This is a genomic window from Aquimarina addita (assembly GCF_039539305.1).
In the GTDB taxonomy this organism is placed as follows: domain Bacteria; phylum Bacteroidota; class Bacteroidia; order Flavobacteriales; family Flavobacteriaceae; genus Aquimarina; species Aquimarina addita.
In genome coordinates this window covers 177,071-198,859 of record NZ_BAABCW010000009.1, presented here as the reverse complement: position 1 = coordinate 198,859, position 21,789 = coordinate 177,071, and the positions used below count along the sequence as shown (strand labels likewise).

The window sequence follows — 21,789 nt, the reverse complement described above, 5'->3', positions numbered from 1 at the left end:
ATGGGAAATTTATTAGACAAATATCTATTTCAAGCATTGGATGCGTATCCTTATAATCTGGAAGAAGCCGTAGAATCTCTTAATTACGCATTATCTTATGATGATAAGAACCCTACAGCATTATGTTTAATGGGACAAATATATGCAGAAAACCTGCGGAACTATGAAACTGCAAAAGATTATTATCAGCAAGCTTTAGCAGAAGACATGTACGCTCTGGATGTATATCCTAAATATATTAATGTATTGCTTTGGAACGAAGATTATAAAGAAGCAGAAAGATTAATTGATTTTGCAGTCACCTTAAAAGGCACTGACAAAGCTGTACTATACTTAAAAAAAGGTATTCTTTTCGAACAGAAAAGAGCATATAGAAAGGCACTACAAGCATTAAAAACTGCCAAAGAATTCGCTTATAATAACTATTTCATAAGTGATATAGAAGGCGATGTGCAAAGGATCAAAGATAAAATAGCTAAAAAGAAGAAAGAAAAATCTAAATCTTCTAAGAAATCAAAGAAAAAAAAGAAGTAACAAATCAAGATCTTTCTAAAAGACAAAAAATGTAATTAAAAGAATAAGGAAACTGCCTTTTGGAAAGATCTACAAAAACAATAATTATGGGAGCACCACATAACATAAAACGATATGGAGAGCTATGGCCAAGCTACAGAATCAATCATGCACTAATTGCATTAGAACCTCTACGTGATTTTATTATACTTTCTGGAGGTTGGGCATGGCATTTTTTATCCCCTGTGGGACATATTGAATATAAACATGCACATGATCATAAAGATATTGATCTATTTGTAGAACCCAAAAACGTAGCACAGTTAATGTGTTTACTTCAGGAAAATGAATTTAAGAAAACCTGGACACGGTATGACAAATTACCAAGCGAAGAAAACTTTAGGAGATATGAAAAAACAATTATTACAGAAGAAAATATATCAGTACGGATTACTATTGATTTTTTTGTAAAAGCTGACATCCCTAATCGCAATGTAAAAGGTTGGACAATTGTAGAGCCTTCTTATTTATTAGGATTGTATAGTAATATTCATTCCAGTGACAAATGCTGGGCAGTACAAGCCTCTATCAAATTATTAGATCAAAAAATAGATCCTATAGATCGAGAAGAATTAGTTTCTATCCCAACATAAAAAACAAAATAACGTACAGACTCCAAAATTCATGAAATTTTTGGAGTTTTAAAACAATAGAAAACATGAAAACAACAAATAAAATACTCATCATTGACCTTGAAGCTACTTGCTGGAAGGGTCCGGTACCAAAAGGGCAAGTCAATGAAATTATAGAAATCGGAATTTGCATTTTAGATACTAAAACAGGTGAAATTTCTAAAAAACAAGGAATTTTAATCAAACCAGAGTGGTCTCAGGTCAGTCCTTTCTGCACTGAGTTGACTACCATCACACCAGAATTACTAGATACAGAAGGAATCTCTTTTGAAGAAGCCTGTAAAATACTGAGAACAACATATAATGGATATGAACATACTTGGGCTAGCTATGGACAATATGATCTTAATATGATGAAAAAACAGTGTACCTATAGAAATATATCCTATCCACTATCTCAGGATCATATCAATGTAAAAGAGCTTTTTGCTAGCACAAAAGGTTTAAAAAGAAAAGTAGGAATGAATGGTGCACTTGGTATACTTAATATTCCACTAGAAGGTACTCATCACAGAGGTGTTGATGATGCTAATAATATTGCAAAAATCATGAGTTGGTGTCTAAAAAACAGACCGTAACTATTTGTTTTTATTTTTTTACATAAGCTAATTGAATGGGTTTAACTAGTAAAGTTGAACCCGTTTTTAGTATAAAATCATAAGAAATAAAAACGCTTCTTACCTGCTGTTTTTATTGATAGCGGTTGCTCTATTTTTGTTGATAAGTCAATTATCTGTTTAAGTGTGCATACGATGTTAAAAGAATCATCAAGAGGAGCCAGGAGTCTGCTCCAATCGATTAGCTGATCATGAGACAAATCTAAGTTTTCATAGACCTCATATGCTTCAGTAGTAGTAAGGATCGTTAAATCACTTCGTATTTCATTCAAATTTTCATCAGAAACTGCTATGTAAAAAGACAATAAATTCCCCATAAGATCTCCTTCTCTAAACGATGACGCTTTAGTCTGTGGGATGATCCCATACGGAAGTTCTCCCTGCATTTTTTCAAAAGACTCCGTGACAGAGGTAAATATTTCCAGAAAAAAAACGAGTTCTTCTGTTGATGTTAATCGCCTAGGAATATTTCTTTCTTCTGTATACTCAGCCACAGCAGAAAAAGAACCAACACGAATAATCATTTGTTGAGAATAACTAAAAGTTACAGTATTTGTTATTGTACGATTTAAACGCTGCAATTCTCTAAATGCACGCAATGTTCCTTCTGGTTTCGCATGATCCCAATTTATAAACCCTAGTTCATTGCTATATACTATTTCTCCTTCTTCAATCTTATTTCTTATCATTTCATCTGTATTGACAGAGAAAAACAAGATTAGTAACAATACAATTGTGATTGTGATTACACTTATAGCATATCGTTTCATATCACAATCTTATTTAATACTGATATACCTATTACTCATGACCGATCTACTACCTGCTTTTTTATTCTTTCTAATTCACTTTCTAAGATACGATCCATTAACGATTCTGCCCAGATACGTGCATACCAATTAAAGGGGGTATTGATATAAAATCGACTGGAAAGTGTAACTTGCGTATGTCCATTCTCTATTAATTTTAAGGTATACGTATCTTCCAGAATATCCAGATGTTTTCCTCCTATGAGAATGTGCTCATCCATCACTGTTGGGGGTATTTTTGTAGGATCTGTATGCACTTCTAATACTAGTTTTTTATTCTTATCATATGTGGTTATCGTTTCTTCAAAAAACAGTCCTCTTTCATAGGTTGCGATCCGCTTTCCTCCTACCGCAGCTGTATCTAATATCGTATTCATGTGCTTTGGAAAATCCAGAATCTCCAATAAAAAGGATTCTTCTTTCTCCATTACTATATCCTCTGTAGTGACCAATTGCTTCCAGACATTGGATGGCGTATCTTCAATCAATACTTCTTTCTGCACCGTTACTATTTCAGGAAATAATGCTTTTTCACCTTCCAGATATCCTAAAAATACAGGAATAAACAGTGCGAATGACACGCTTAGCGTTGAGTTTTTTATATGATCGCGATCATTCGTATCAGTATGTTTTCTCTTTCTAATAGCATATGCAATCATCCCTCCAAACCCAGAAAGAATTCCAAATAAAGGGAAAAGCATAAACCAGCAAATTGCCCCTTCAATACTAAACAATAAAGTGATCACCAATATCACAATAGCAGTAATCCAGGGAAGCAGAAAAGCTTTTCCATAATTTTTTGATATATCTGTTGATAAAAAAATAACCGTTAAAAAACCTATAATCACAGGAATAAGAATCAAGAATGTTATACTCATGATTTCTAAGATATCATAAAAAAAGCCATATAATAATCGAATCACCAGACCATAAATTGATGCAAAGGTTACTGCAAATAATAATTTCATAAATCAACAATTAATTGTAAAATACCAAAAAGTGCTTTTTATATATGTTCTTCATGTCCCAAACGAGTAGTACCTCTAACCTCTTTTTGATACCAGATCACAATAGCTAAGCATCCAATATACCAATTTCTAAACGGATTCTTATATTTTAAAAGACCAATCATCATAAAAAGACCAATCCGAAAAACCGTATACACTGTATAAAAAAGTCCAATACTATAAACCATTTTTATACTAGTTACTAGCGGTTTTTTTACCTTATCAATAAGTAAAGGAAACAAAAATAAAAAATGCACTTCTACCAGATAAAAAAGCAACACTGTCAATGGTAATAACCATATATTATATAAAAACAACAGGACTGCGCTACTACTAAAAGCAAAGAGGCAAACTCCATATTTCATATACCCATACCAATTGTATGCAACATGATCATCAAATTTCATCTGTTCATCAGGTCGCAAATCATGGAGACGTAAAAACATCCATTTTGCTCCAACATCAAAAACCCGTATTCCTAACGAACTTTTGATCGTATAAGGTGATTTATCAAACTCATCAGTACTTAAACGTAATAATGTACCTGCATTCATGCAACAAAGATAAAATGAAACCAAATAAGCCAGGCAACACCATTACCAAAAACCAACATCCTATGATAGGCATTCTCTAAAGGACCGCATCGTTTTCTATGAAAAACAAATTCATCGTAACTTATAGCGACTACCGTATATATTAATATGATCAGAATCGGTATCAAAAAAAGCGTCGACTTAGCACTAAGCATTGCTAAAAACATTAAAATGAACATAGGAATTCCTCCTAAACCTAAGGCTGCTGCTTCTGCTTCTCTTTCTTTTTTAGGGATTTTCATATGTAATGGATTTCTGTGATAACGCCAATCAAGAACACCTCCTACAGTAGCCACCCCACCAAATAATACCATACCCCAAAAATGCCAGGGTAGATAGGGAAAATTATTGATAATCTTAAGGTTTTCATGATCCTTAAAAACAAATAACAAGATACCAAATAAAACAGCAGGGATAAACAAAAGTATCAAGGACAAATAAGCTCTCATATATCAGAAGATTTATAAGTTATCTTTTCTTTTCAAATTAAGACTGTTCTCTGGCAATTCTATATCCGCTTTCCTTGCTATTTCTCTCACACAAGCTTCCTTATTAATAAACCAATATGCATAAGGAATCACAATAATATTAACTTTAGTTCTGAACATAGTTTTGTATTGATCTATAGAAAATGTCTTCTCTAACTCTCCAGGATAACCAACTAAGTCAATACAAATCACTTTATTTTTATATGTTAAAATTATATCCATTATATAACCCGCTAGGACATAATTAATCAGAATATCTTCTTCCTTTATCCCCAGCACTAATAGCTCAGCATACACTTCTTCAGCAAACTCATCTATATGTTCTGTAGTATCATACTGCACATTAAAAGCTTGACTTTCAGAAAAATAATCAACCAATAAATGCTTGTTTCTAAATCCTTTAGGCAAAAAAGAATGATATAAATACTGTTGCTTTTTTGCTCTGGTTATACTTACATTAAACACATCTTCCCTATCCAGATATTGAAATACAGATGCACTCGTTTCATTATCAATAGTGAATGTAATAAACATAGCATCACGCTCTTCTCCCTGAAAACTAAACGGAGTACCAATAGCTATTTTATGTTTTTTGATATACAACAAATCAAACGCTTCTATTTTCTTTTTAAGATACGCTACCTGATTTCTAAAAGGGGACAACACTCCTATACTAGAACACATAGTAATCGACAAGTTTTTTTCTTTCTCTATCAACTGTTCTATATCTTGTAATATTCGATCTGCTTCTACTATATTGACTCCATTTGTTTCTTTTTGACCATTACAATAAATCCAGTGTACAGCAGATTGTTTTTTGTGAAGCTGCAAATCAGACATTACTTTTAAGCTTCCATTATAAAATTTATGATTACTATAGTCAATAATACTGGGTACACTGCGGTAATGTTCATCAAGAAAATGAATATTACGTTGAGAAGTGACTCTATCCATTAAATAATCCAAAAAACTATGTGTTCTATAATTAAGCACCTCGTCTCCTTCTGTTAAACCATAGAGATTAGCTGTATTCTCTAACACTTCTTTAGATAAAAACGATACATGACGTAACTGTTTAGGATCTCCAACCACAACAATTTTTTTGGCTCTGGCAAGAATAGGAATCATGGTAGCAATATCACATTGAGAAGCTTCATCAATAATGGCTACATCAAACATGTCATTTTGTAACGGTACCACTTCACTAATATCTGCTGATTTTGTGATCCATATAGGAAGACATTGTAGTATAACATCAAAATCAATAGAAGCAAATAAACCTGTTCTGGTTGCTATATCAGTAGATTTGATAAGCGTTAATAAATCCTGAAAAACATCTCTCTTATGAGCTAACAACGATACAACATTCTTTTTATATTGTAATAAAATGAGACTTTTTATCAACGTAGCTTTTTTATGAACCTGATTATTCAGCACATCTATAAGTAACCAAAAAGGAAGTTCTCTCAATACCTTATAAGAGAGATATCGTTTTTTTATTTTTTTAAAAAAAGAAAGATTACGTTCCGCAAATAAAGCTCCTTGCTCTAACTCTGTACGTTCTCTTTTTGCTATTTCAACTTCTATTTCCTTAATCCTTTCTTGAACATCATCTATATCTTTCTTTCTTCTTTCTATATCAAGATTACTTTTATTATGCCGTTTAAAATGTAAAATAGATTCTATCTTTTTTTTCAAAACTGATTTTAAACTACGTCCTACACCAGTGCGAATAGACAATCCTTTTATCCCTAAATCGTGTATAATCTTCTCTTGTAACACTTGTACTGCCTGATCAGATTTAGAACAAATCAATACACTTTTATTATGATAAGCCATATCGATTGCCAGAGATGCGATGGTATAAGATTTACCCGTTCCTGGTGGTCCTATAACAATGCTTACATCAGAAGATTTTACTCCCTGAATGATATCCAATTGAGGTGCACTAAGGTTAGAAGGCACATATACCGGTTCGCTTCTATCAATATCCGTATCTGTCCAAATTTTATTTCCAGAAAAAACTGATCGTAAACATTCGTTATACAAATGACTTTCTTTAATTTCTTCAATTTCGTTTAATACACCTCTATTTGATTTTGATTTTTCTATAATTCCTACAGAAAAAGCCGGAGATAATTTTAGCTCCTGTTTTCTAGCATATTTTTTTAACTGCGCATCCGCTACTAATCCAGGTAATTTAGTAAGCTCCTCGACATCAATCTCCACATAATTCTTCAATTTCTCTGCTATTGCAACTATATCCTGATACTCCGGAGCTTCAGAACTAACCATACTTTCTATTTCCAGCACAAAAGAATCTGCCAGATCATAATTATTTTTGATCAAATTAAGAAGGGTGCTATTACAACGATTTTCGGCAAAATTGTATTTAAAATAATACAACCCTTCTGAGTTCGTCTCAATAGATACAGGTGTGGAGATAAGAGGTGCACAAATAGTTTGTTTTTTTCCTAAAAAAGACATTTTTCCGGTGATAAAAAATCCAGAAGCAACCAGCACTTTTTCTTTTTTATGAATCTCCATATATTTGTAGAGTTCATCTCCTAAACCTTGATCAATCCTAATTGTATCTTTCTCTTGATACAACTTTTTTACGTTTTCAAAGTAAAAACGTTCATCAACCTTAGTTCCCAAATAATTTAAGATACTACTATCCCTGAATTCTTGTTTATAACAATCTTGATAATAGGAGATAATATTTTCTATGCGCATATATTATTTTAGTTTTAGTATATGTTTAAAAGTCATAGCAATGAAAACTAAATCTCTTAGACTTTTTTACAGGATAAACTTATATGATTTATAAACAGCATCCTTATAGAATTCTATTATTTTTATTAAAAGCAACGTGAATTTATGTTTTTAAAGGTAATAATATTTAACTTGAGATGTTTTTGTTATAAACTAAAAATAAGCTATGAAATTTTACAATAAAATAAAACAGATCATCCATTTAATGAAAGAAGTAGATTTTAATGAGTTAGGCAAAATTTCAGAAAAAATAGACTTGCCAAAAATCATGAAATCTGTAGGGGATCTTAATGACCAACAGCTTCAAGGCTTAATGAAAATGTTGACAGAAAAAGCTAAAAAAGGACAGCATAAACTACCTCCTATTGATGGTGATTTTTATGAATATGATCTAAAATTAGATCAAGAATATCGAGCTATCCAATTAAAAGTGCGGCAATTTATGGAAACAGAAATAGAACCAATAGCAAATGACTATTGGAACAGAGCAGAATTTCCTATGCAGATCATTCCTAAACTAGCAGCGCTAAATATTTGCGGCGTTGCTTATGAAGGATATGGCTGCCCGGCACTCCCTTTTGTAATGGAGGGGATTATTGCAGAAGAAATTGCGCGCGTAGATGTATCTATCTCTACCTTCTTTGGTGTACATAGTGGTCTGGCTATGGGATCTATTTATCTTTGTGGTAGTGAAGCACAAAAACAGGAATGGTTACCTAAAATGCAAAAGCTGGAAGCAATAGGCGCGTTTGGACTTACAGAGCCCAATGTAGGCAGCGGAGTTGCTGGTGGCATGGAAACGACTTGTGAAGAAACACAAGACGGATGGATACTGAATGGACAAAAAAAATGGATTGGTAATGCTACTTTTGCTGATGTTATTATCATTTGGGCTCGTGATATAAAAAGCAATCAGGTAAAAGGATTCTTAGTGCGAAAAGGAAATCCCGGGTTTAAAGCGGAAAAGATAGAAAATAAAATGGCGTTACGCACGGTACAGAATGCGTTGATCACTCTAACCGATTGTAAAATTACAGAAGCAGACCGACTTCAAAATGCCAATTCCTTTAGAGATACAGCAAAAGTATTGAGAATGACAAGAGCTGGAGTTGCATGGCAAGCAGTAGGTTGTGCGAGAGGCGCATATGAAAGTGCATTAAAATATACCAAGAAGCGAGAACAATTTGGCAAACCTATAGCAAAATTTCAACTGATACAGAATCATCTGGTAGAAATGCTATCCAATCTAACCGCAATGAAATCAATGGTATTTCGACTTTCAGAATTACAAGATCAGGGACTACTTACTGATGAACATGCCTCTTTAGCTAAAGTGTTTTGTTCTATGAGAACCAGAGATGTGGTTAGCAGAGCTCGTGAAGTGATGGGTGGCAATGGGATTTTATTAGAGTATGATGTAGCAAGATTTGTAGCTGATGCAGAAGCTATTTATTCATATGAAGGTACTAAAGAAATTAATTCTTTAATTGTAGGACGTGCCATTACAGGCTACAGTGCCTTTGTGTAAAACCAATTAATTATGAATATGTACATTTGTGTAGATTATAGGAATCACGATTAGTTAGATACGCTTACATATCTTTTAAGTAATGAATAAAGAAAATAATACGCCTACCCAGCCTATCACGGCAGAATATTTTGATATTCTCAAAAAAGAGGGAGCAAAAGCATGGACGAGTTGTATACACCTTAATGCAGACAAAAAATTCACCAGTGCTATTACAGGAATGGCTAAGACAGATAGTGCTGCTATAACCTATAAAGCCGAACATATTTTACTTCGGGATATTGTTAAGGTGTTTACAGCATTTTCTTTAACCTATGATGATTTTGGTGCGATTCCTATAAAAACCAAATTCATACTTGTGTATTTGTACGAAAAGCTACAAGGCAGAGATTTAAGTAAAACTTATGACCTAAAAAAAATTAACGAACTCCCTTATTCCAGTCAGTTTGATAAAAATATAAATCTGATACGAGAAACCTCTTTTTTTGAAGCTAAAGAGGAAATGGAAACTGAATTTATCTTACCCGCAATTCTAACTAAAATTAAAAGCAAACAAACGGTTAGCATTGCTTCCTCTATCAACAGGATTGCTTTGTTAATGGCAAAAGCTGACGATACGATTACAGAAAAAGAAGAAGAGGTATTAAAACAGATTTCGGATAAGGTAAACAATCCTAAAATAGTAATAGGCACCTCTAAATACGAAGAAATCCCCGAGGATGATACCTTAGAAATTGTACTGGCTGAACTTCAGGAATTAATTGGATTAGAAAACATTAAAAAAAATGTAGAAGACCTTACTAATTTCCTGAAAATTCAGAAAATAAGAGAGGAAAAAGGCTTAAAAACAGCAACTAATTCTTTGCACGCTGTTTTTATGGGGCCTCCGGGAACTGGTAAAACGACCGTAGCTCGTATGCTAGGACGGATTTACAAACATTTAGGATATCTGGAAAAAGGGCATCTCGTAGAAACTGACAGGGCAGGATTAGTCGCTGGATATGTAGGACAAACAGCCATCAAAACAGATGAGATCATTACAGCTGCTTTAGGAGGAGTTTTATTTATTGATGAGGCTTACTCGCTTACTTCTGGCGGGTTTAATGATTTTGGCAAGGAAGCCATAGAGACTTTACTAAAGCGTATGGAAGATCATCGCAAAAATCTCGTAATTGTGGTAGCAGGATATCCAGATGAGATGGAAGTTTTTATACAGTCCAATCCCGGGTTACAATCCAGATTCAATCGATATTTTGAATTTGATCATTTTGCAGCAAATGAACTGCTTGATATATGTAAGCTTATTGCTAAAAAAGGAGATTTTATGCTGACTCCGGATGCAGAAGAGAAGTTGTTAGAAATTCTGGAAAGAGTATATGAAAAAAGGCATCGAGGTTTTGGAAATGCAAGAACTGTAAGAAATTTATTTGAAAAAATTATAGAACGTCAAGCGAATAGAATTGTAGAAATGACTCCTATTACAGAAAAGCTATTAATTACGCTAACAGAAGAAGATATCCCTGAAATACTAAAAACAGTGAAAGAAATTCTGGTTTTTGATGAAGAAGAATAAATCCGAATCGTTATTTTCACGACTTTTATAAACAAACAGAACACTTCATGACAATTCAAGATTTAATTAATTGGTTTGGTAGTAATCAAAATCATATTCTCTGGTATTTTGGAACTATTTTGATCCTTACAATTCTATCAGTAGTCATTGTGAATAAAAACAATATCGGCTCCTTTAAATACTTTCTAAGTTTTCTGGTACATGCAGTGACTATTCCTGGGATACTCTCTGTGATACTGATTTTATATGCATTGTTTATTATTAAAACCAATTTATTAAATGTAAACGCAATTGCTTATTTCGTGCCTATTATCGCCATGATTGCGACCTTACTGATCCTTAATAAAAAAGTGAGGATGAATCAAATTCCCGGATTCTCAAGGTTATCAGCACTTATGCTTATGATTGGGATTGCCTTTGGGATTGTTTTTGTACTTCAGAACACATTCTTTGGAGTGTTTTTTGTAGGTGGTTTTTCACAACTTATTATTGTATTTATTGTCGTGTTGGTGCTATTAAAAATTGCCTGGTCACGATTTACAAAATGAGGGGTGATTTTGGTAAACCATCGGTCACCTCATAAGTTCTAGTCTAAGTAGTTTTTGAAGAATTTTATTATATTATTCTACTGAAATGTAACATTTCGGTCACAAATTGTACTAATAAGTAGTTCTTTACCTAAAAGAAACCCTATGATTATCATAAAAATTATATAAATTTACCTTTTTGAAGTAATACTTAAGAAACATACGCTACAAATATATTCTAAATGTCTAAAGAAAAATTTAATTGGAAAGGGCTTTTTATCAATGATGAAGAAACATCAAAAAAGGATAAAACGCCAGACAAAAAGATAGAAAAAGCACCCGCTACTTCTTTTCCTGAGTCGGCCAAAACTGTTTCTACGTTTCCAAAAACAACAGGTACAAAGTTTCCTAAGTCAACTACTACTCAGTTCTCAAAAACTTCAGGACAACCTCCTTCATTAGACACATCCATTAATCATTCTATTCTTAACGGTGTGATCGAGATGTATGAAGCTGGTTTTGAGTCACTCAATCAGCCCGGATATGATTTTTATGAATTTTTTAAAGCAATAAAAGCAGTGGGTTCTAACGATCCCGCTGTGTATAAAATGGCTTTTACCATGGCGCAAAGCGTCGATGCTAAGGTAAGTAAGGATGTATTGTTAACACAAGCAGATTATTACATTAAAGAAATTGAAAAAGTACATAATCAATATCATAAACAGGGCAATAGTAAGAAGTCTCAGATTGTAAGTGCACAAAAAGCACAAAAAGACAATCTTACTTCAGAAATTTCTGATTTAGAACGACAGCTTTTAGAAATCCAAACACAGATCGCGCACAAAAGAAATCAATTAGATTCTATCGACAGTGAGATGGGTAATGTAGCTGAAATCGATCAAAAAATTGCTGCAAATGACACAGCAAGAACAAAAATTTTAGAAACCATTATGACCGTGGTAGACGGAATTAAAAATAATATTTAAAAAATACTACATGAATACAGAAGCAAAAGGCCACGTATTAGACCTTCCTATTCTTAAGCATTTTGATGATGAAAAAGGAGAGATATCGTTAAATCCTACCAAATGGAGAAATGGAGAAAAGGGATTAAATGCTTTTCTTAAGATTGCTTTGTTTGCCGGTTTGGGATATGCTGCATGGATTTATGTGCTCCCTCCTCTGTTTACAGCATTAGGACAAGTAATAGCTATTGCAGGTGTTGCGGTATTCCTGATATTCTTTGTCATGATGCTTCCCATCATTTTTAAGTTTCTGCGAAGAGTTACTAGATCAATTCATAAATCCTTGATTAAACACGATCCCTTTGGAGAACTAGAGGAGCAGCGTATAAAAATGTTGAATAACAGAAAAATCTTTAAAAATGCAAAGGCTAAAATTAAAGGTCTGAAAAGCAACATGGAAGCTGAAGCCTTAAAATCTGAAAAAGAAGCAAAAGATTTTCAGGATCAGGTTATTTCACTTCAAAAACATGCCCAAAAAATCAAAAAAGAAATGGAACGTATCATTTCTGAAAAAGGAACTGCGGGTAAAGACACAGATGAGTATGTAGATTTACAAAGTGCATTGGCAAAAAAGTTATCCCAATCACAACGGGTAACTCATCAGCTGGCACAGAGTAAGAATTTTGTGCAAAAATATGGTAGTAGAGCCAGTGTCATGGGTAAATTGGATCGCAAATTAACCTTGGCAGGCACAGCAATTGATATTAAAATTTCTGATTTTGAAGTAACTATTCAGATGTTAGAAAAAGAATATGCATTTGCAAAAAGTGCTAAAGAGGCTACCGATAGTGCAAAGTCGGCTATGCTATTTACAAAAGATTGGGAATTGGAATATGCACTGGATGTAATTACAGAAACAATTGCTATTGATATTGCCAGAACTCAAGAAAACTTATCTGACATCGATATGTTAACCTCTAAATATGATATCGATAGTGATGAATTGTATTCTCAGTTAGATACCTTGGCAGATAATATCAGAACAGGTAAAGATTATATTCCTGAGGCTAAAAAGTATAACAACCCTAACTATAAACTTACTGCAGAAGACAAGCAGGAAAGTGGTGGTTTTGGAAATATGTTTGATTAATATTAAAATTAGAAATTAAAATAGAATTAAAATGGGTAAGATTTTACGAACCAAAAAATTAACTACATTTTCAGAATTAATTATTGTGATCATTGTGCTAGGAGGTATTCTAGGTGCTGTATATTATTTTGCTCCTGGTCTTCGGGTAGGAAAAGCAGTAGTATTAGATGGTCTTAATGTGGACAAGCAGGATGTAAATAATGTCACTAATTCAGAAAAACTGGCATTACCATCCACAAGCCTTTCGAGTGAGGTAAAAGATAAGCCTCTGGTTAAGATTGCAGCATACGCCTGGAATGCACAATCAGGTATCATTGTTTCTAATGGAGGACCTAAAACAACTAAAGGATCTTTAATGGAGAAAAATGGAGTTAATCTGGAAATTATTCGTCAGGATTGGCTTTCAGAACTTCGAAATATGCAAATGAAATTCATCGAAGAATTTGATAGAGGGGAAGAATTTCCTGATGCTGATAAAAGTGCTTTTGCTATTATGATGATGGGTGATGGTGCACCATTTTATATTAGTACGATGCAGCAAGCATTAGATGATAAATATGGAAAAGATAAATACCATGTACAAGTAGTAGGAGCTGTAGGATTAAGTTATGGTGAAGATAAATTAATCGGACCACCAAGTTGGAAAGTAGACCCTAAGAGTATGAAAGGATCTTTGATTTCTGCTGTTCTTGGTGATGGTGATTGGGTAACGGCACTGAACTATGCTTTTGCCAATGGTTTAAAAGTAAATCCTGATGTAACCACTTATGATCCTGATGCCGTTAATTTTTATCCTTCTCAGGATGATGATTATATTAAATCCGCAGAAGAACTGATTAAATCTCAAAAAGCGGGATGGACAGTTCCTCTAAAAGAAGTTAAAAATGGTAAATTAACAGGAAAAACGATCAATAAAAAAGTAGACGGTTGTGCTACCTGGACTCCTGGTGACAAAATGGTTTTTGACCAATTAAGCGGGTTTACTGATATTATTTCTACCAAAGAATTTAATAACCAGATGGCAACTACAGTTATTGCTGTTAAGGAATGGGCAGTGAAGCATCCTGAAATTGTAAGTAACATATTAAAATCTGCATTAACAGCTTCTAATCAGATGAAGCAGTATGATGATTGGAGCGTAAGAGCATCAGAAGCCGTTGCTACTACATACGATCTGGAGAATGCTAAATATTGGTATGATATGTTCAAAGGGCAAAAGGGTAACAAGAATGGTATCGATTATAATATGGGTGGATCCAGAGTGTTCAACTATTCTGATGTAATGCAATATTATGGTATCACTGATGGAACTAACCGTTATAAGGCAGTTTATAATCAGGTATCCTCTTATCTTAAAGAACTAAATCCTTTTGGGTTTAATGAATCTGTAAAAAGAATTGTTCCTTATGATGAGGCTGTAAACTTATATTTTATTAAAAACATCAATGATATTGATGCAGGAACTGCATACAAATCTGATTATACAAAAGAGGCAGATGAAGTATTAGCGTCTGGTGAGTGGAATATTAATTTTGATACAGGTAGTGCTAATATTTCTGGATCATCAGCAAGCACATTAGAATCCATTTACAATCTACTAATACAGGCAGAGGATACTAAACTTAGTTTAGAAGGACATACAGATAACACAGGTAACAAAGAAGCAAATTATACATTGTCTCAGAAACGTGCAGAATCTGTTGTTAATTTCCTAAGAAAAAGAGGAATCCCACAATCACGTTTTCAGTCTGTCATTGGTAAAGGACAGGATCAACCTGTAGAAAGTAATAACACAAACAGTGGAAGAGCAAAGAACAGACGTGTGGTCATCACATTACTGAAATAATAATATACCCTCATAAAAAGGCTATTTCAAAATGAACAAAAATAATTTTGTACTTGAATTAGCCTTTTTATTTTGGTCTACCTTAAGAATAGTCATATATGAAGAATATATTTAAGCCATTTGAGGATATTGGCAAAAACAGTAGGCTCATTATTATAGGCTCCTGGATTCTACTCATACTTGGTTTCTGGTTTATTTCCAGTATGGGGGAGAAACATTTATTCCCTTCTCCTAAACAAGTACTTACCGGATTCACAGAGCTTTACAATGAAGGCTTGGTCGTTCATATTGCCAGTTCGTTATGGCTTTGTTTAAAGGCAATTATCATCGCAGTTTTTATTTCGCTATTCTTCACATATTTATCCACCATACCGGTGATTAAGCCAATTGCGAATACACTCAGTAAATTGAGATACCTTCCACTCACAGGGATTACATTTTATCTGGCCATCCTAATTAATGATGCCAGAACTATGCAAGTGTGGGTATTAGTGGTATTTATGAGCACCTATCTTACTACCTCTCTATTAAGTATGATTAGCAGCATTGATCAGGAAGAATTTGATCATGCCAGATCATTACAATGTGGTCGATGGGAAGTATTATGGGAAGTGGTGATCAAAGGTAGAATTGATCATGTTATTGAGGTAATAAGACAAAATCTGGCGATTGTATGGATGATGTTAGTAACTGTAGAATCTATCCTTGTAGCAGCCGGTGGACTTGGATTCCTGATCAAAAACTCTGACAAATTTATGAATCATGGTAGGATTATCGCACTTCAGATCGTCATATTAGCAGTAGGTTTATCCATTGATTTTATTTTAAATTACCTTAGAAAAGCATTTTTTAGATACTCCAAAATATAGTTGATATGGATTACAGTACAGAGAGCACCTTGCTATACGTAGAAAACTTAAGTGTTGCTTATGGTGATAAAATAGTAATAAAAGATATCAACTTTGTAGAAAAAGATGTAATCAGAGAAGGTGATGTTACGGGTCAGGTAATTGCAGTGGTAGGTAGATCGGGACGTGGAAAATCCACTTTATTCAGAGCGTTAACCGGCCTCGTAAAACCAACCACAGGTAAAGTACTGATTGCAGACGTGGCTACAGAATTAGAGAACGATGCCAAAGAAGTACAAGAAGGTGATATTGGTTTTGTGGATCAAAAGTATACACTTTTTAGAAATAAAACCGTGTACCAAGCGTTGATGTTTGCTCTCCGTAATAAAGAAATGACCAAAGAGGCAAAACATACACAGATTATGCAATATCTTGCTGACTGGGGGCTGGAAAAAGCAAAAGACCAATATCCTAATGAGCTTTCTGGAGGTCAGCGACAACGAACAGCAATTATAGAACAAATCTTCTGTTCAGGACATTATATGGTATTAGACGAACCATTTTCCGGATTAGATGTTGGTAATATTCAGGATGTAAAAAATGCATTTGACCTCATCACTTCATCTCACGAATACAATACAGTTATTTATTCTACCCATGATATTGAATTAGCAGTAGAGCTCGCAGACAGTATCTATGTGATAGGGTATCCTACGATTGATGGTAAACAACACGACTACGGAACTATTGTGAAACATATTGATATGAAGGAACTACAACTAGCATGGAAGGATTTTGGTATGGATCATATCGAAGTAGTAAAACAAATTAAAGCCGCAATGCTAAGCTCTTAGCATTTATCTGTTTTGATTAAACTTTTGTTTTACGCTTTCTATTCACTAAATAAATAACTACACCACCTGTAATAAACATTAAAAAACTATATACTGCGGGTGCAATCGCATATGGAGTGCTATCTAATAAAGTTACAGCTATTGTAATGGCCAATGTTCCATTTTGAATTCCAGATTCTATAGCAATAGAAATTGCACCTTTGTGACCAATCTTAAACAATTTAGCAGAATAATAACCAATAACAAGCATCCCTACATTAAGACACAACGTTACGATCCCTGCCTGTTCTATATAGGAAACAAAATTATCCTTTTCTTTTATCAAAATACCCGTGACCACCAATGCCAAAACGATTCCGGATGCGCGTCTCACTGGCTTCTCCATTCTTAAAGCAAAGCTTTCATTATATTTTCTAATAATCATACCAATACTCACAGGAATAATCACAATAACTAAAATTTGGATAATAGTTTTGACAATGTTAAGTTGAATAACTTTCCCCTCTTCTAAAAAATATTCTAATCCAAAATTAATAATAAACGGAATGGTAAAAATAGTCAATACGCTACTCACGGCTGTTAAGGTAACAGATAAGGCGATATCTCCTTTAGCTAAATGAGAAAATAAATTAGAGGTAGCCCCACCAGGACATGCAGCAATAATCATAATCCCGATTGCAATTTCCGGAGGTAATGAAAATGCGGATGCCAGAGCAAACCCAACTAATGGTAGTAGTATCATTTGATTTGTTAATCCTACTATTATTGCTTTTGGATAAATAAATATTCTTTTAAAATCATCAGCTACCAGTGATAATCCCATGCCAAGCATTATAATAATGAGTGATAATGCTAAAACAATAGTAGAAATAGAATCCATACGTTATAAATTATTAATTAATAAAAGTATTTTCATATCAAGCCTACAATATATTACCTCTGCCATCCCCAGTTTTTCTTTGACTTTGAAACAAAAAAATAACCGCCTTTATCAGAAACTGTTTCTTATATCTACGATTTCACTGTATCCTGAGTTGACAATATAGTAATTTTAACAATTAATTTAATCGCATACTAAAAGTAAACAGGAATCATAACCTACAAAGTATAAAATATCCTAACTCAACTACTTTGAGAATTTATACTATAATTAACCTTTCGCGGTCAATATCATTAAGACAAAAATAACATTTTACTTATTAATTTATCGATTAAAAGCATATTATATCGATATTTTACATATATTTGAATTCCCTAAACTTTAAAAATCAAATACTTATGTTCATTATTTTTGGAACCAGAGGACTAAAACACACAGTAAAAGACAGTCCGGTATTAACTAATTCCTGCCCTAGTTGTGCAAAAGGAAATCTCGTAAATAAACTATATCGTAGATGGTTTACCTTATTTTTTATCCCAACTATTCCCTTAGATGAGATAGATCGATTTTATGAATGTGATCGTTGTAGTAGTGCTTATAATGAAAGTATTAAAACAATATTGCAGCAATCACAGAGTGAAATTAATGAGACTCAAAAGCAAGCTAATCTAAAATTTGCAAAAGCTTTGATAGCCTCAATGACGCATATGGCAATTATTGATAATGATTTTGCTCCAGAAGAAGAACGCGAAATTATGGATGTAATGAGTAAATTTCCTGAATTGAAAAGTGAACTAACAGAAATTTATGAAAATGTAAAGGTATATGGTAATAAAAATAATCAGGTTTTTAATTACCTGAATGAAGCACGAAGCCAGTTATCATCAGAAACTTTAATCAATATTCTTGCTCAGGCCGCTGTAGTATTACTAGCCGATGGTTCGATAGAAAAAGAAGAAGAAAACCTGATGAAAGAATATTTAATTGCCTGCGGATTGCCTAAAGAAATGTACAAGACACTGATTGAGAAACTAAAATTAAAAGATATGGCAAAACTAAAAGAAGAGCAATTGAATTAACAAATACCACCATCTTATATAAAGTATCTTACCCAAAGGCAGTTAATATTTATTAGCTGTCTTTTTTTGATTATAATAAAATTTGTCTAACCACTTCCCTAAATCAAAACACCTTTTCCCTCATTTATTATATTCTCTCTCAGCTTTTATTAGATATATTTGAGCAGGAAAATATAATACATCTTCATGAACCATCATTTTTGCATAAAATACATTTTCATCTTTTGCTTTATCTTTTCTTCCTCTCTGATTGCTCAGACAGGAACAATTACAGGAACAATTACAGGAATACTTAGGGGACCTGATGGCTTACCACTCTCGGGAGTTTCTATAAACAGCGAAAATTTTAATGCAGTTAGCATATCTGATAAAAAAGGTGCCTACAGCATTTATTGTTCTGTAGGAGATATTTTAGAATTCACTCATTATGGTATGGAAACGAAAGTTGTAAAAGTTTCTTTGGATTTATTTGAACATGGTAAATCCATGGCTTTTAATAGGCAAGAACCTGTAACTAATATCTACAGTACAGCTTATAAAAAAGCAATCCAACAAAGCACAAAACCTACTCATACAGTTCCGGATATTAAAGATAGCCCTAGAGAATATGAAGGTCCTTTTAACTTTCAATATAATAGAATCAAATATCTAGAAGCAAGAAAAGACACAGTAGCCTTGACTTACTTTGCGCCAGACATCTTTTATGAAATTGGAGCTACTTCCAATACAAATTTTCAATTTGTTCAACAAAAAAATCTACCTCAACTTCAGAATACATATAGCCAGGGGCGACCTTCTAATGGACAGCTTACCTACTTTGGTCCGCAAACCGGCGAATCATTTTCTTACGGTCCGGCAATAGCTTCTTTAGCATACAGTAATACTCCCAATATTTATGATCAGAACGGCACTTTACTACCTGCTAATAGTAACAATCCAGGACCCGCAAAACCTTATGACAATACATTATTTCTAACTACCACAAAGATTTCTAATAGAGCTTTCTTTAACATATCAACCAATACTAATTTTCTGGGTTTTGATTACAGAAACGAAAGGAATCAGGATTTATATGGCAGAGAAAATAGTCACTTTAATCAGTTTGAAGTACGTTACAAACACCAGAAAAGAAACCCAAAAAAAATGTTCTGGGATGCCTTTATTAAGTATGGTGAAGTAGTAGATAATCAACCTAACATCAATGGGTTTCAGAACAATTTATTGCTTAATCTATGGGCTACTCCCGCAAGTTTTGATATACAACAGGGAACCACCTTACCAGATAACACACAGCGAAGCTTTAGCCCTGATCAATTTAACAACCCCAATTGGTTACTAGAAAAAAATCGTAATCAAACACGAAATAACTCTTTAATAGGAAGTCTTCAAAATAATTTTGAACTATCCAGTAGTGTAGAAATCAAAACAAATCTTAACTATACTCATGCCAGAAATGATCAAAGATTCGGACTACTTCAGAATACTGTGGGATTTATAGAAGGATATAGTAGTGACAAACAAATTAACAATGACGCTTTTAATGCTAATCTCACTTTTAGCTTACAAGAAAATTTTGATGGTTTTGAAATTCATTTTACATCAATTACTGATTATAAGTATGATCAATTATCCTATTCCTTAACTGAAAATACGGGTTTTGATGAGGTCACCTTTACAAATCCTATAACCACTTTTACTCAGCATCAACGATTAACTAGAAATACATTTCACCTACAAAATAAAATAAAATACAAAAATTATAATCTGCATACCACAGTCACTTTAGCCAACCACTCCTTTATTTCTTCGATACAAAACACTACATGGTTTCAACCATCAATCTTGGTTAGATTAGACTTAGACCCGATCATCAATTCATCTTTATTTAGCAGACTTTTTGTAACAGCAAGTACTTCTTTTGACACCAATGACATCCCATTATTTTACAAAAATCAAAGTCATAATAGCTTGTTATTTACCCCTGAAACCAGTTTTTCATATACCGCAAATAATGATCTGTTTATCACCGATGATGTTTTATTAGAAGAGAAACAAAACTATGAATTAAGTGTCGATACATCCATAAACTTATTACACGGACAATTTGATATTGACCTTACTTATTATAACAATCTTACTAAAAAAAGCGTTTTTCCTGTATATGAGCAAAACCAGTTTCAATTAGATAATGTAGCCGACATTACAAATCAGGGTTTTGAATTTGATCTGACAGCCTATTTATTTAAATACAGAGAGCTCTCTTATACTCCTGGTATTGTGTTTTCTACCTATAGGACTAAGGTCACTCGTATATTAAATGAGAAAGAACGAATCCCAATAGCAGGTTTCTCTACAGTCTCTAAAAATTTAATTGTAGGACAACCAGCAGGAGTATTAGTAGGATCTGCATATGCCAGAAATGAAAACAATGAAATTATTATTGATGATGAAGGATTTCCTCTAGTAGCAACTACAGACAAAATTATAGGTGATCCCATTCCCGACTTTAACTTGGGATTCTCTAATTCATTTACCTGGAAAAGAATTCATTTAGATTTTCTAATTGATTTTCAAAAGGGAGGAGATATCTGGAACGGAACTCAAAACGTTCTTAATTATCTGGGAACTTCTCAGCAATCGGCACTACAAAGAAATACCACTGGTTTTATATTTAATGGAGTTACTCAACAGGGTGAAACAAACACAAGACCTGTAGATTTTGCTAATCCAAATACTGATGTGTTAAACAATCGTTTTGTCCGCTATGGACTTGAAGGTGTAGCAGAAGATGCTATTGAAGATGGCAGCTATCTTAATCTAAAATCAATACAATTAGCATACGATATTAAGAAAGAAGATGATTCACATTTAATGAGAGAAATACGTATCGCACTCTATGGAAAAAACCTTTTTACCTGGTCAAAATTTGATGGTGCTTCTCCTTATAGTAGCCTCTTTGGCACTACCTCCGGACGGGGAATCAATTTTTTCAACACCCCTATTATTAGTGAAATAGGAATACAATTAAACATAAAAATATAAGAC

General features: G+C 33.4%; 19 protein-coding genes. 13 read left to right on the top strand and 6 right to left on the bottom strand.

Going from position 1 to position 21,789, the window contains the following annotated elements:
- The 3 genes from ABD816_RS12700 to ABD816_RS12690 all read left to right on the top strand — a co-directional run bounded on the left by ABD816_RS12700 (position 1) and on the right by ABD816_RS12690 (position 1,783).
- On the top strand, positions 1-534 hold the full coding sequence (locus ABD816_RS12700; RefSeq protein WP_344927883.1) for a tetratricopeptide repeat protein: 534 nt from the start codon (positions 1-3) through the stop codon (positions 532-534).
- 86 nt (positions 535-620) lie between these two features.
- Positions 621-1,166 (top strand): hypothetical protein, encoded by a 546-nt coding sequence (locus ABD816_RS12695; RefSeq protein WP_344927881.1) that lies wholly within the window; start codon positions 621-623, stop codon positions 1,164-1,166.
- A gap of 65 nt (positions 1,167-1,231) precedes the next feature.
- A complete protein-coding gene (locus ABD816_RS12690; protein ID WP_344927879.1) occupies positions 1,232-1,783 on the top strand; it encodes a 3'-5' exonuclease in 552 nt (183 codons plus the stop codon).
- Positions 1,784-1,860: 77 nt separating this feature from the next.
- Here ABD816_RS12690 and ABD816_RS12685 read toward each other — a convergent pair whose 3' ends face one another.
- The 5 genes from ABD816_RS12685 to ABD816_RS12665 are packed head-to-tail and all read right to left on the bottom strand — an operon-like array spanning position 1,861 to position 7,455.
- The gene (locus ABD816_RS12685) at positions 1,861-2,592 is read right to left on the bottom strand and encodes a hypothetical protein (protein WP_344927878.1); all 732 of its coding nucleotides are present in this window, start codon (positions 2,590-2,592) and stop codon (positions 1,861-1,863) included.
- 35 nt (positions 2,593-2,627) lie between these two features.
- Complete coding sequence (locus tag ABD816_RS12680) at positions 2,628-3,599, bottom strand: MFS transporter (RefSeq protein WP_344927876.1); 972 nt, start codon at positions 3,597-3,599, stop codon at positions 2,628-2,630.
- Between the two features lie 38 nt (positions 3,600-3,637).
- Positions 3,638-4,192 carry a hypothetical protein gene (locus tag ABD816_RS12675; RefSeq protein WP_344927874.1) on the bottom strand — a complete coding sequence of 185 codons (555 nt, stop codon included), beginning with the start codon at positions 4,190-4,192 and terminating at the stop codon, positions 3,638-3,640.
- Entirely contained in the window at positions 4,189-4,680 is a 492-nt protein-coding gene (locus ABD816_RS12670; RefSeq protein WP_344927872.1) for a hypothetical protein, read from the bottom strand. Before ABD816_RS12670 ends, ABD816_RS12675 begins: the two co-directional genes overlap by 4 nt.
- A gap of 12 nt (positions 4,681-4,692) precedes the next feature.
- Positions 4,693-7,455: a DEAD/DEAH box helicase gene (locus tag ABD816_RS12665; RefSeq protein ID WP_344927869.1), complete on the bottom strand. Its 2,763-nt coding sequence runs from the start codon at positions 7,453-7,455 to the stop codon at positions 4,693-4,695.
- A gap of 205 nt (positions 7,456-7,660) precedes the next feature.
- Here ABD816_RS12665 and ABD816_RS12660 point away from each other — a divergent pair, with 205 nt between their 5' ends.
- The 8 genes from ABD816_RS12660 to ABD816_RS12625 all read left to right on the top strand — a co-directional run bounded on the left by ABD816_RS12660 (position 7,661) and on the right by ABD816_RS12625 (position 16,785).
- Entirely contained in the window at positions 7,661-9,022 is a 1,362-nt protein-coding gene (locus tag ABD816_RS12660) for an acyl-CoA dehydrogenase family protein (RefSeq protein ID WP_344927866.1), read from the top strand.
- 82 nt (positions 9,023-9,104) lie between these two features.
- Positions 9,105-10,595 (top strand): AAA family ATPase, encoded by a 1,491-nt coding sequence (locus tag ABD816_RS12655; RefSeq protein ID WP_344927864.1) that lies wholly within the window; start codon positions 9,105-9,107, stop codon positions 10,593-10,595.
- A gap of 47 nt (positions 10,596-10,642) precedes the next feature.
- Positions 10,643-11,143, top strand: coding sequence for a hypothetical protein (locus ABD816_RS12650; RefSeq protein ID WP_344927862.1), 501 nt, complete (start codon positions 10,643-10,645; stop codon positions 11,141-11,143).
- Between the two features lie 221 nt (positions 11,144-11,364).
- A complete protein-coding gene (locus tag ABD816_RS12645; protein ID WP_344927860.1) occupies positions 11,365-12,108 on the top strand; it encodes a hypothetical protein in 744 nt (247 codons plus the stop codon).
- Positions 12,109-12,118: 10 nt separating this feature from the next.
- Entirely contained in the window at positions 12,119-13,237 is a 1,119-nt protein-coding gene (locus tag ABD816_RS12640; protein ID WP_344927858.1) for a TMEM70/TMEM186/TMEM223 family protein, read from the top strand.
- Between the two features lie 31 nt (positions 13,238-13,268).
- Positions 13,269-15,083: an OmpA family protein gene (locus tag ABD816_RS12635; RefSeq protein WP_344927856.1), complete on the top strand. Its 1,815-nt coding sequence runs from the start codon at positions 13,269-13,271 to the stop codon at positions 15,081-15,083.
- Between the two features lie 98 nt (positions 15,084-15,181).
- Positions 15,182-15,952 (top strand): ABC transporter permease, encoded by a 771-nt coding sequence (locus ABD816_RS12630; RefSeq protein WP_344927855.1) that lies wholly within the window; start codon positions 15,182-15,184, stop codon positions 15,950-15,952.
- Positions 15,953-15,957: 5 nt separating this feature from the next.
- The gene (locus ABD816_RS12625) at positions 15,958-16,785 is read left to right on the top strand and encodes an ATP-binding cassette domain-containing protein (RefSeq protein ID WP_344927853.1); all 828 of its coding nucleotides are present in this window, start codon (positions 15,958-15,960) and stop codon (positions 16,783-16,785) included.
- Between the two features lie 16 nt (positions 16,786-16,801).
- On the opposite strand, the gene ABD816_RS12620 is transcribed toward ABD816_RS12625, so the two are convergent.
- Positions 16,802-17,665 (bottom strand): bile acid:sodium symporter family protein, encoded by an 864-nt coding sequence (locus ABD816_RS12620; protein ID WP_344927852.1) that lies wholly within the window; start codon positions 17,663-17,665, stop codon positions 16,802-16,804.
- A gap of 398 nt (positions 17,666-18,063) precedes the next feature.
- Between ABD816_RS12620 and ABD816_RS12615 the strand changes: the two genes are divergently transcribed.
- A complete protein-coding gene (locus ABD816_RS12615; protein WP_344927851.1) occupies positions 18,064-18,744 on the top strand; it encodes a tellurite resistance TerB family protein in 681 nt (226 codons plus the stop codon).
- A 186-nt stretch (positions 18,745-18,930) separates the two neighbouring features.
- Positions 18,931-21,786 (top strand): hypothetical protein, encoded by a 2,856-nt coding sequence (locus ABD816_RS12610; RefSeq protein ID WP_344927849.1) that lies wholly within the window; start codon positions 18,931-18,933, stop codon positions 21,784-21,786.
- Positions 21,787-21,789: the final 3 nt, after the last annotated feature.

Bases quoted from the DNA above. Each gene is read 5' to 3' on its own strand.
- ABD816_RS12680 (WP_344927876.1), bottom strand. From the start codon at position 3,599: ATGAAATTATTATTTGCAGTAACCTTTGCATCAATTTATGGTCTGGTG.
- ABD816_RS12660 (WP_344927866.1), top strand. From the start codon at position 7,661: ATGAAATTTTACAATAAAATAAAACAGATCATCCATTTAATGAAAGAA.
- ABD816_RS12700 (WP_344927883.1), top strand. From the start codon at position 1: ATGGGAAATTTATTAGACAAATATCTATTTCAAGCATTGGATGCGTAT.
- ABD816_RS12630 (WP_344927855.1), top strand. From the start codon at position 15,182: ATGAAGAATATATTTAAGCCATTTGAGGATATTGGCAAAAACAGTAGG.
- ABD816_RS12620 (WP_344927852.1), bottom strand. From the start codon at position 17,665: ATGGATTCTATTTCTACTATTGTTTTAGCATTATCACTCATTATTATA.
- ABD816_RS12610 (WP_344927849.1), top strand. From the start codon at position 18,931: ATGAACCATCATTTTTGCATAAAATACATTTTCATCTTTTGCTTTATC.
- ABD816_RS12640 (WP_344927858.1), top strand. From the start codon at position 12,119: ATGAATACAGAAGCAAAAGGCCACGTATTAGACCTTCCTATTCTTAAG.
- ABD816_RS12665 (WP_344927869.1), bottom strand. From the start codon at position 7,455: ATGCGCATAGAAAATATTATCTCCTATTATCAAGATTGTTATAAACAA.
- ABD816_RS12615 (WP_344927851.1), top strand. From the start codon at position 18,064: ATGTTCATTATTTTTGGAACCAGAGGACTAAAACACACAGTAAAAGAC.
- ABD816_RS12650 (WP_344927862.1), top strand. From the start codon at position 10,643: ATGACAATTCAAGATTTAATTAATTGGTTTGGTAGTAATCAAAATCAT.
- ABD816_RS12690 (WP_344927879.1), top strand. From the start codon at position 1,232: ATGAAAACAACAAATAAAATACTCATCATTGACCTTGAAGCTACTTGC.
- ABD816_RS12695 (WP_344927881.1), top strand. From the start codon at position 621: ATGGGAGCACCACATAACATAAAACGATATGGAGAGCTATGGCCAAGC.
- ABD816_RS12685 (WP_344927878.1), bottom strand. From the start codon at position 2,592: ATGAAACGATATGCTATAAGTGTAATCACAATCACAATTGTATTGTTA.
- ABD816_RS12645 (WP_344927860.1), top strand. From the start codon at position 11,365: ATGTCTAAAGAAAAATTTAATTGGAAAGGGCTTTTTATCAATGATGAA.
- ABD816_RS12675 (WP_344927874.1), bottom strand. From the start codon at position 4,192: ATGAATGCAGGTACATTATTACGTTTAAGTACTGATGAGTTTGATAAA.
- ABD816_RS12635 (WP_344927856.1), top strand. From the start codon at position 13,269: ATGGGTAAGATTTTACGAACCAAAAAATTAACTACATTTTCAGAATTA.
- ABD816_RS12670 (WP_344927872.1), bottom strand. From the start codon at position 4,680: ATGAGAGCTTATTTGTCCTTGATACTTTTGTTTATCCCTGCTGTTTTA.
- ABD816_RS12625 (WP_344927853.1), top strand. From the start codon at position 15,958: ATGGATTACAGTACAGAGAGCACCTTGCTATACGTAGAAAACTTAAGT.
- ABD816_RS12655 (WP_344927864.1), top strand. From the start codon at position 9,105: ATGAATAAAGAAAATAATACGCCTACCCAGCCTATCACGGCAGAATAT.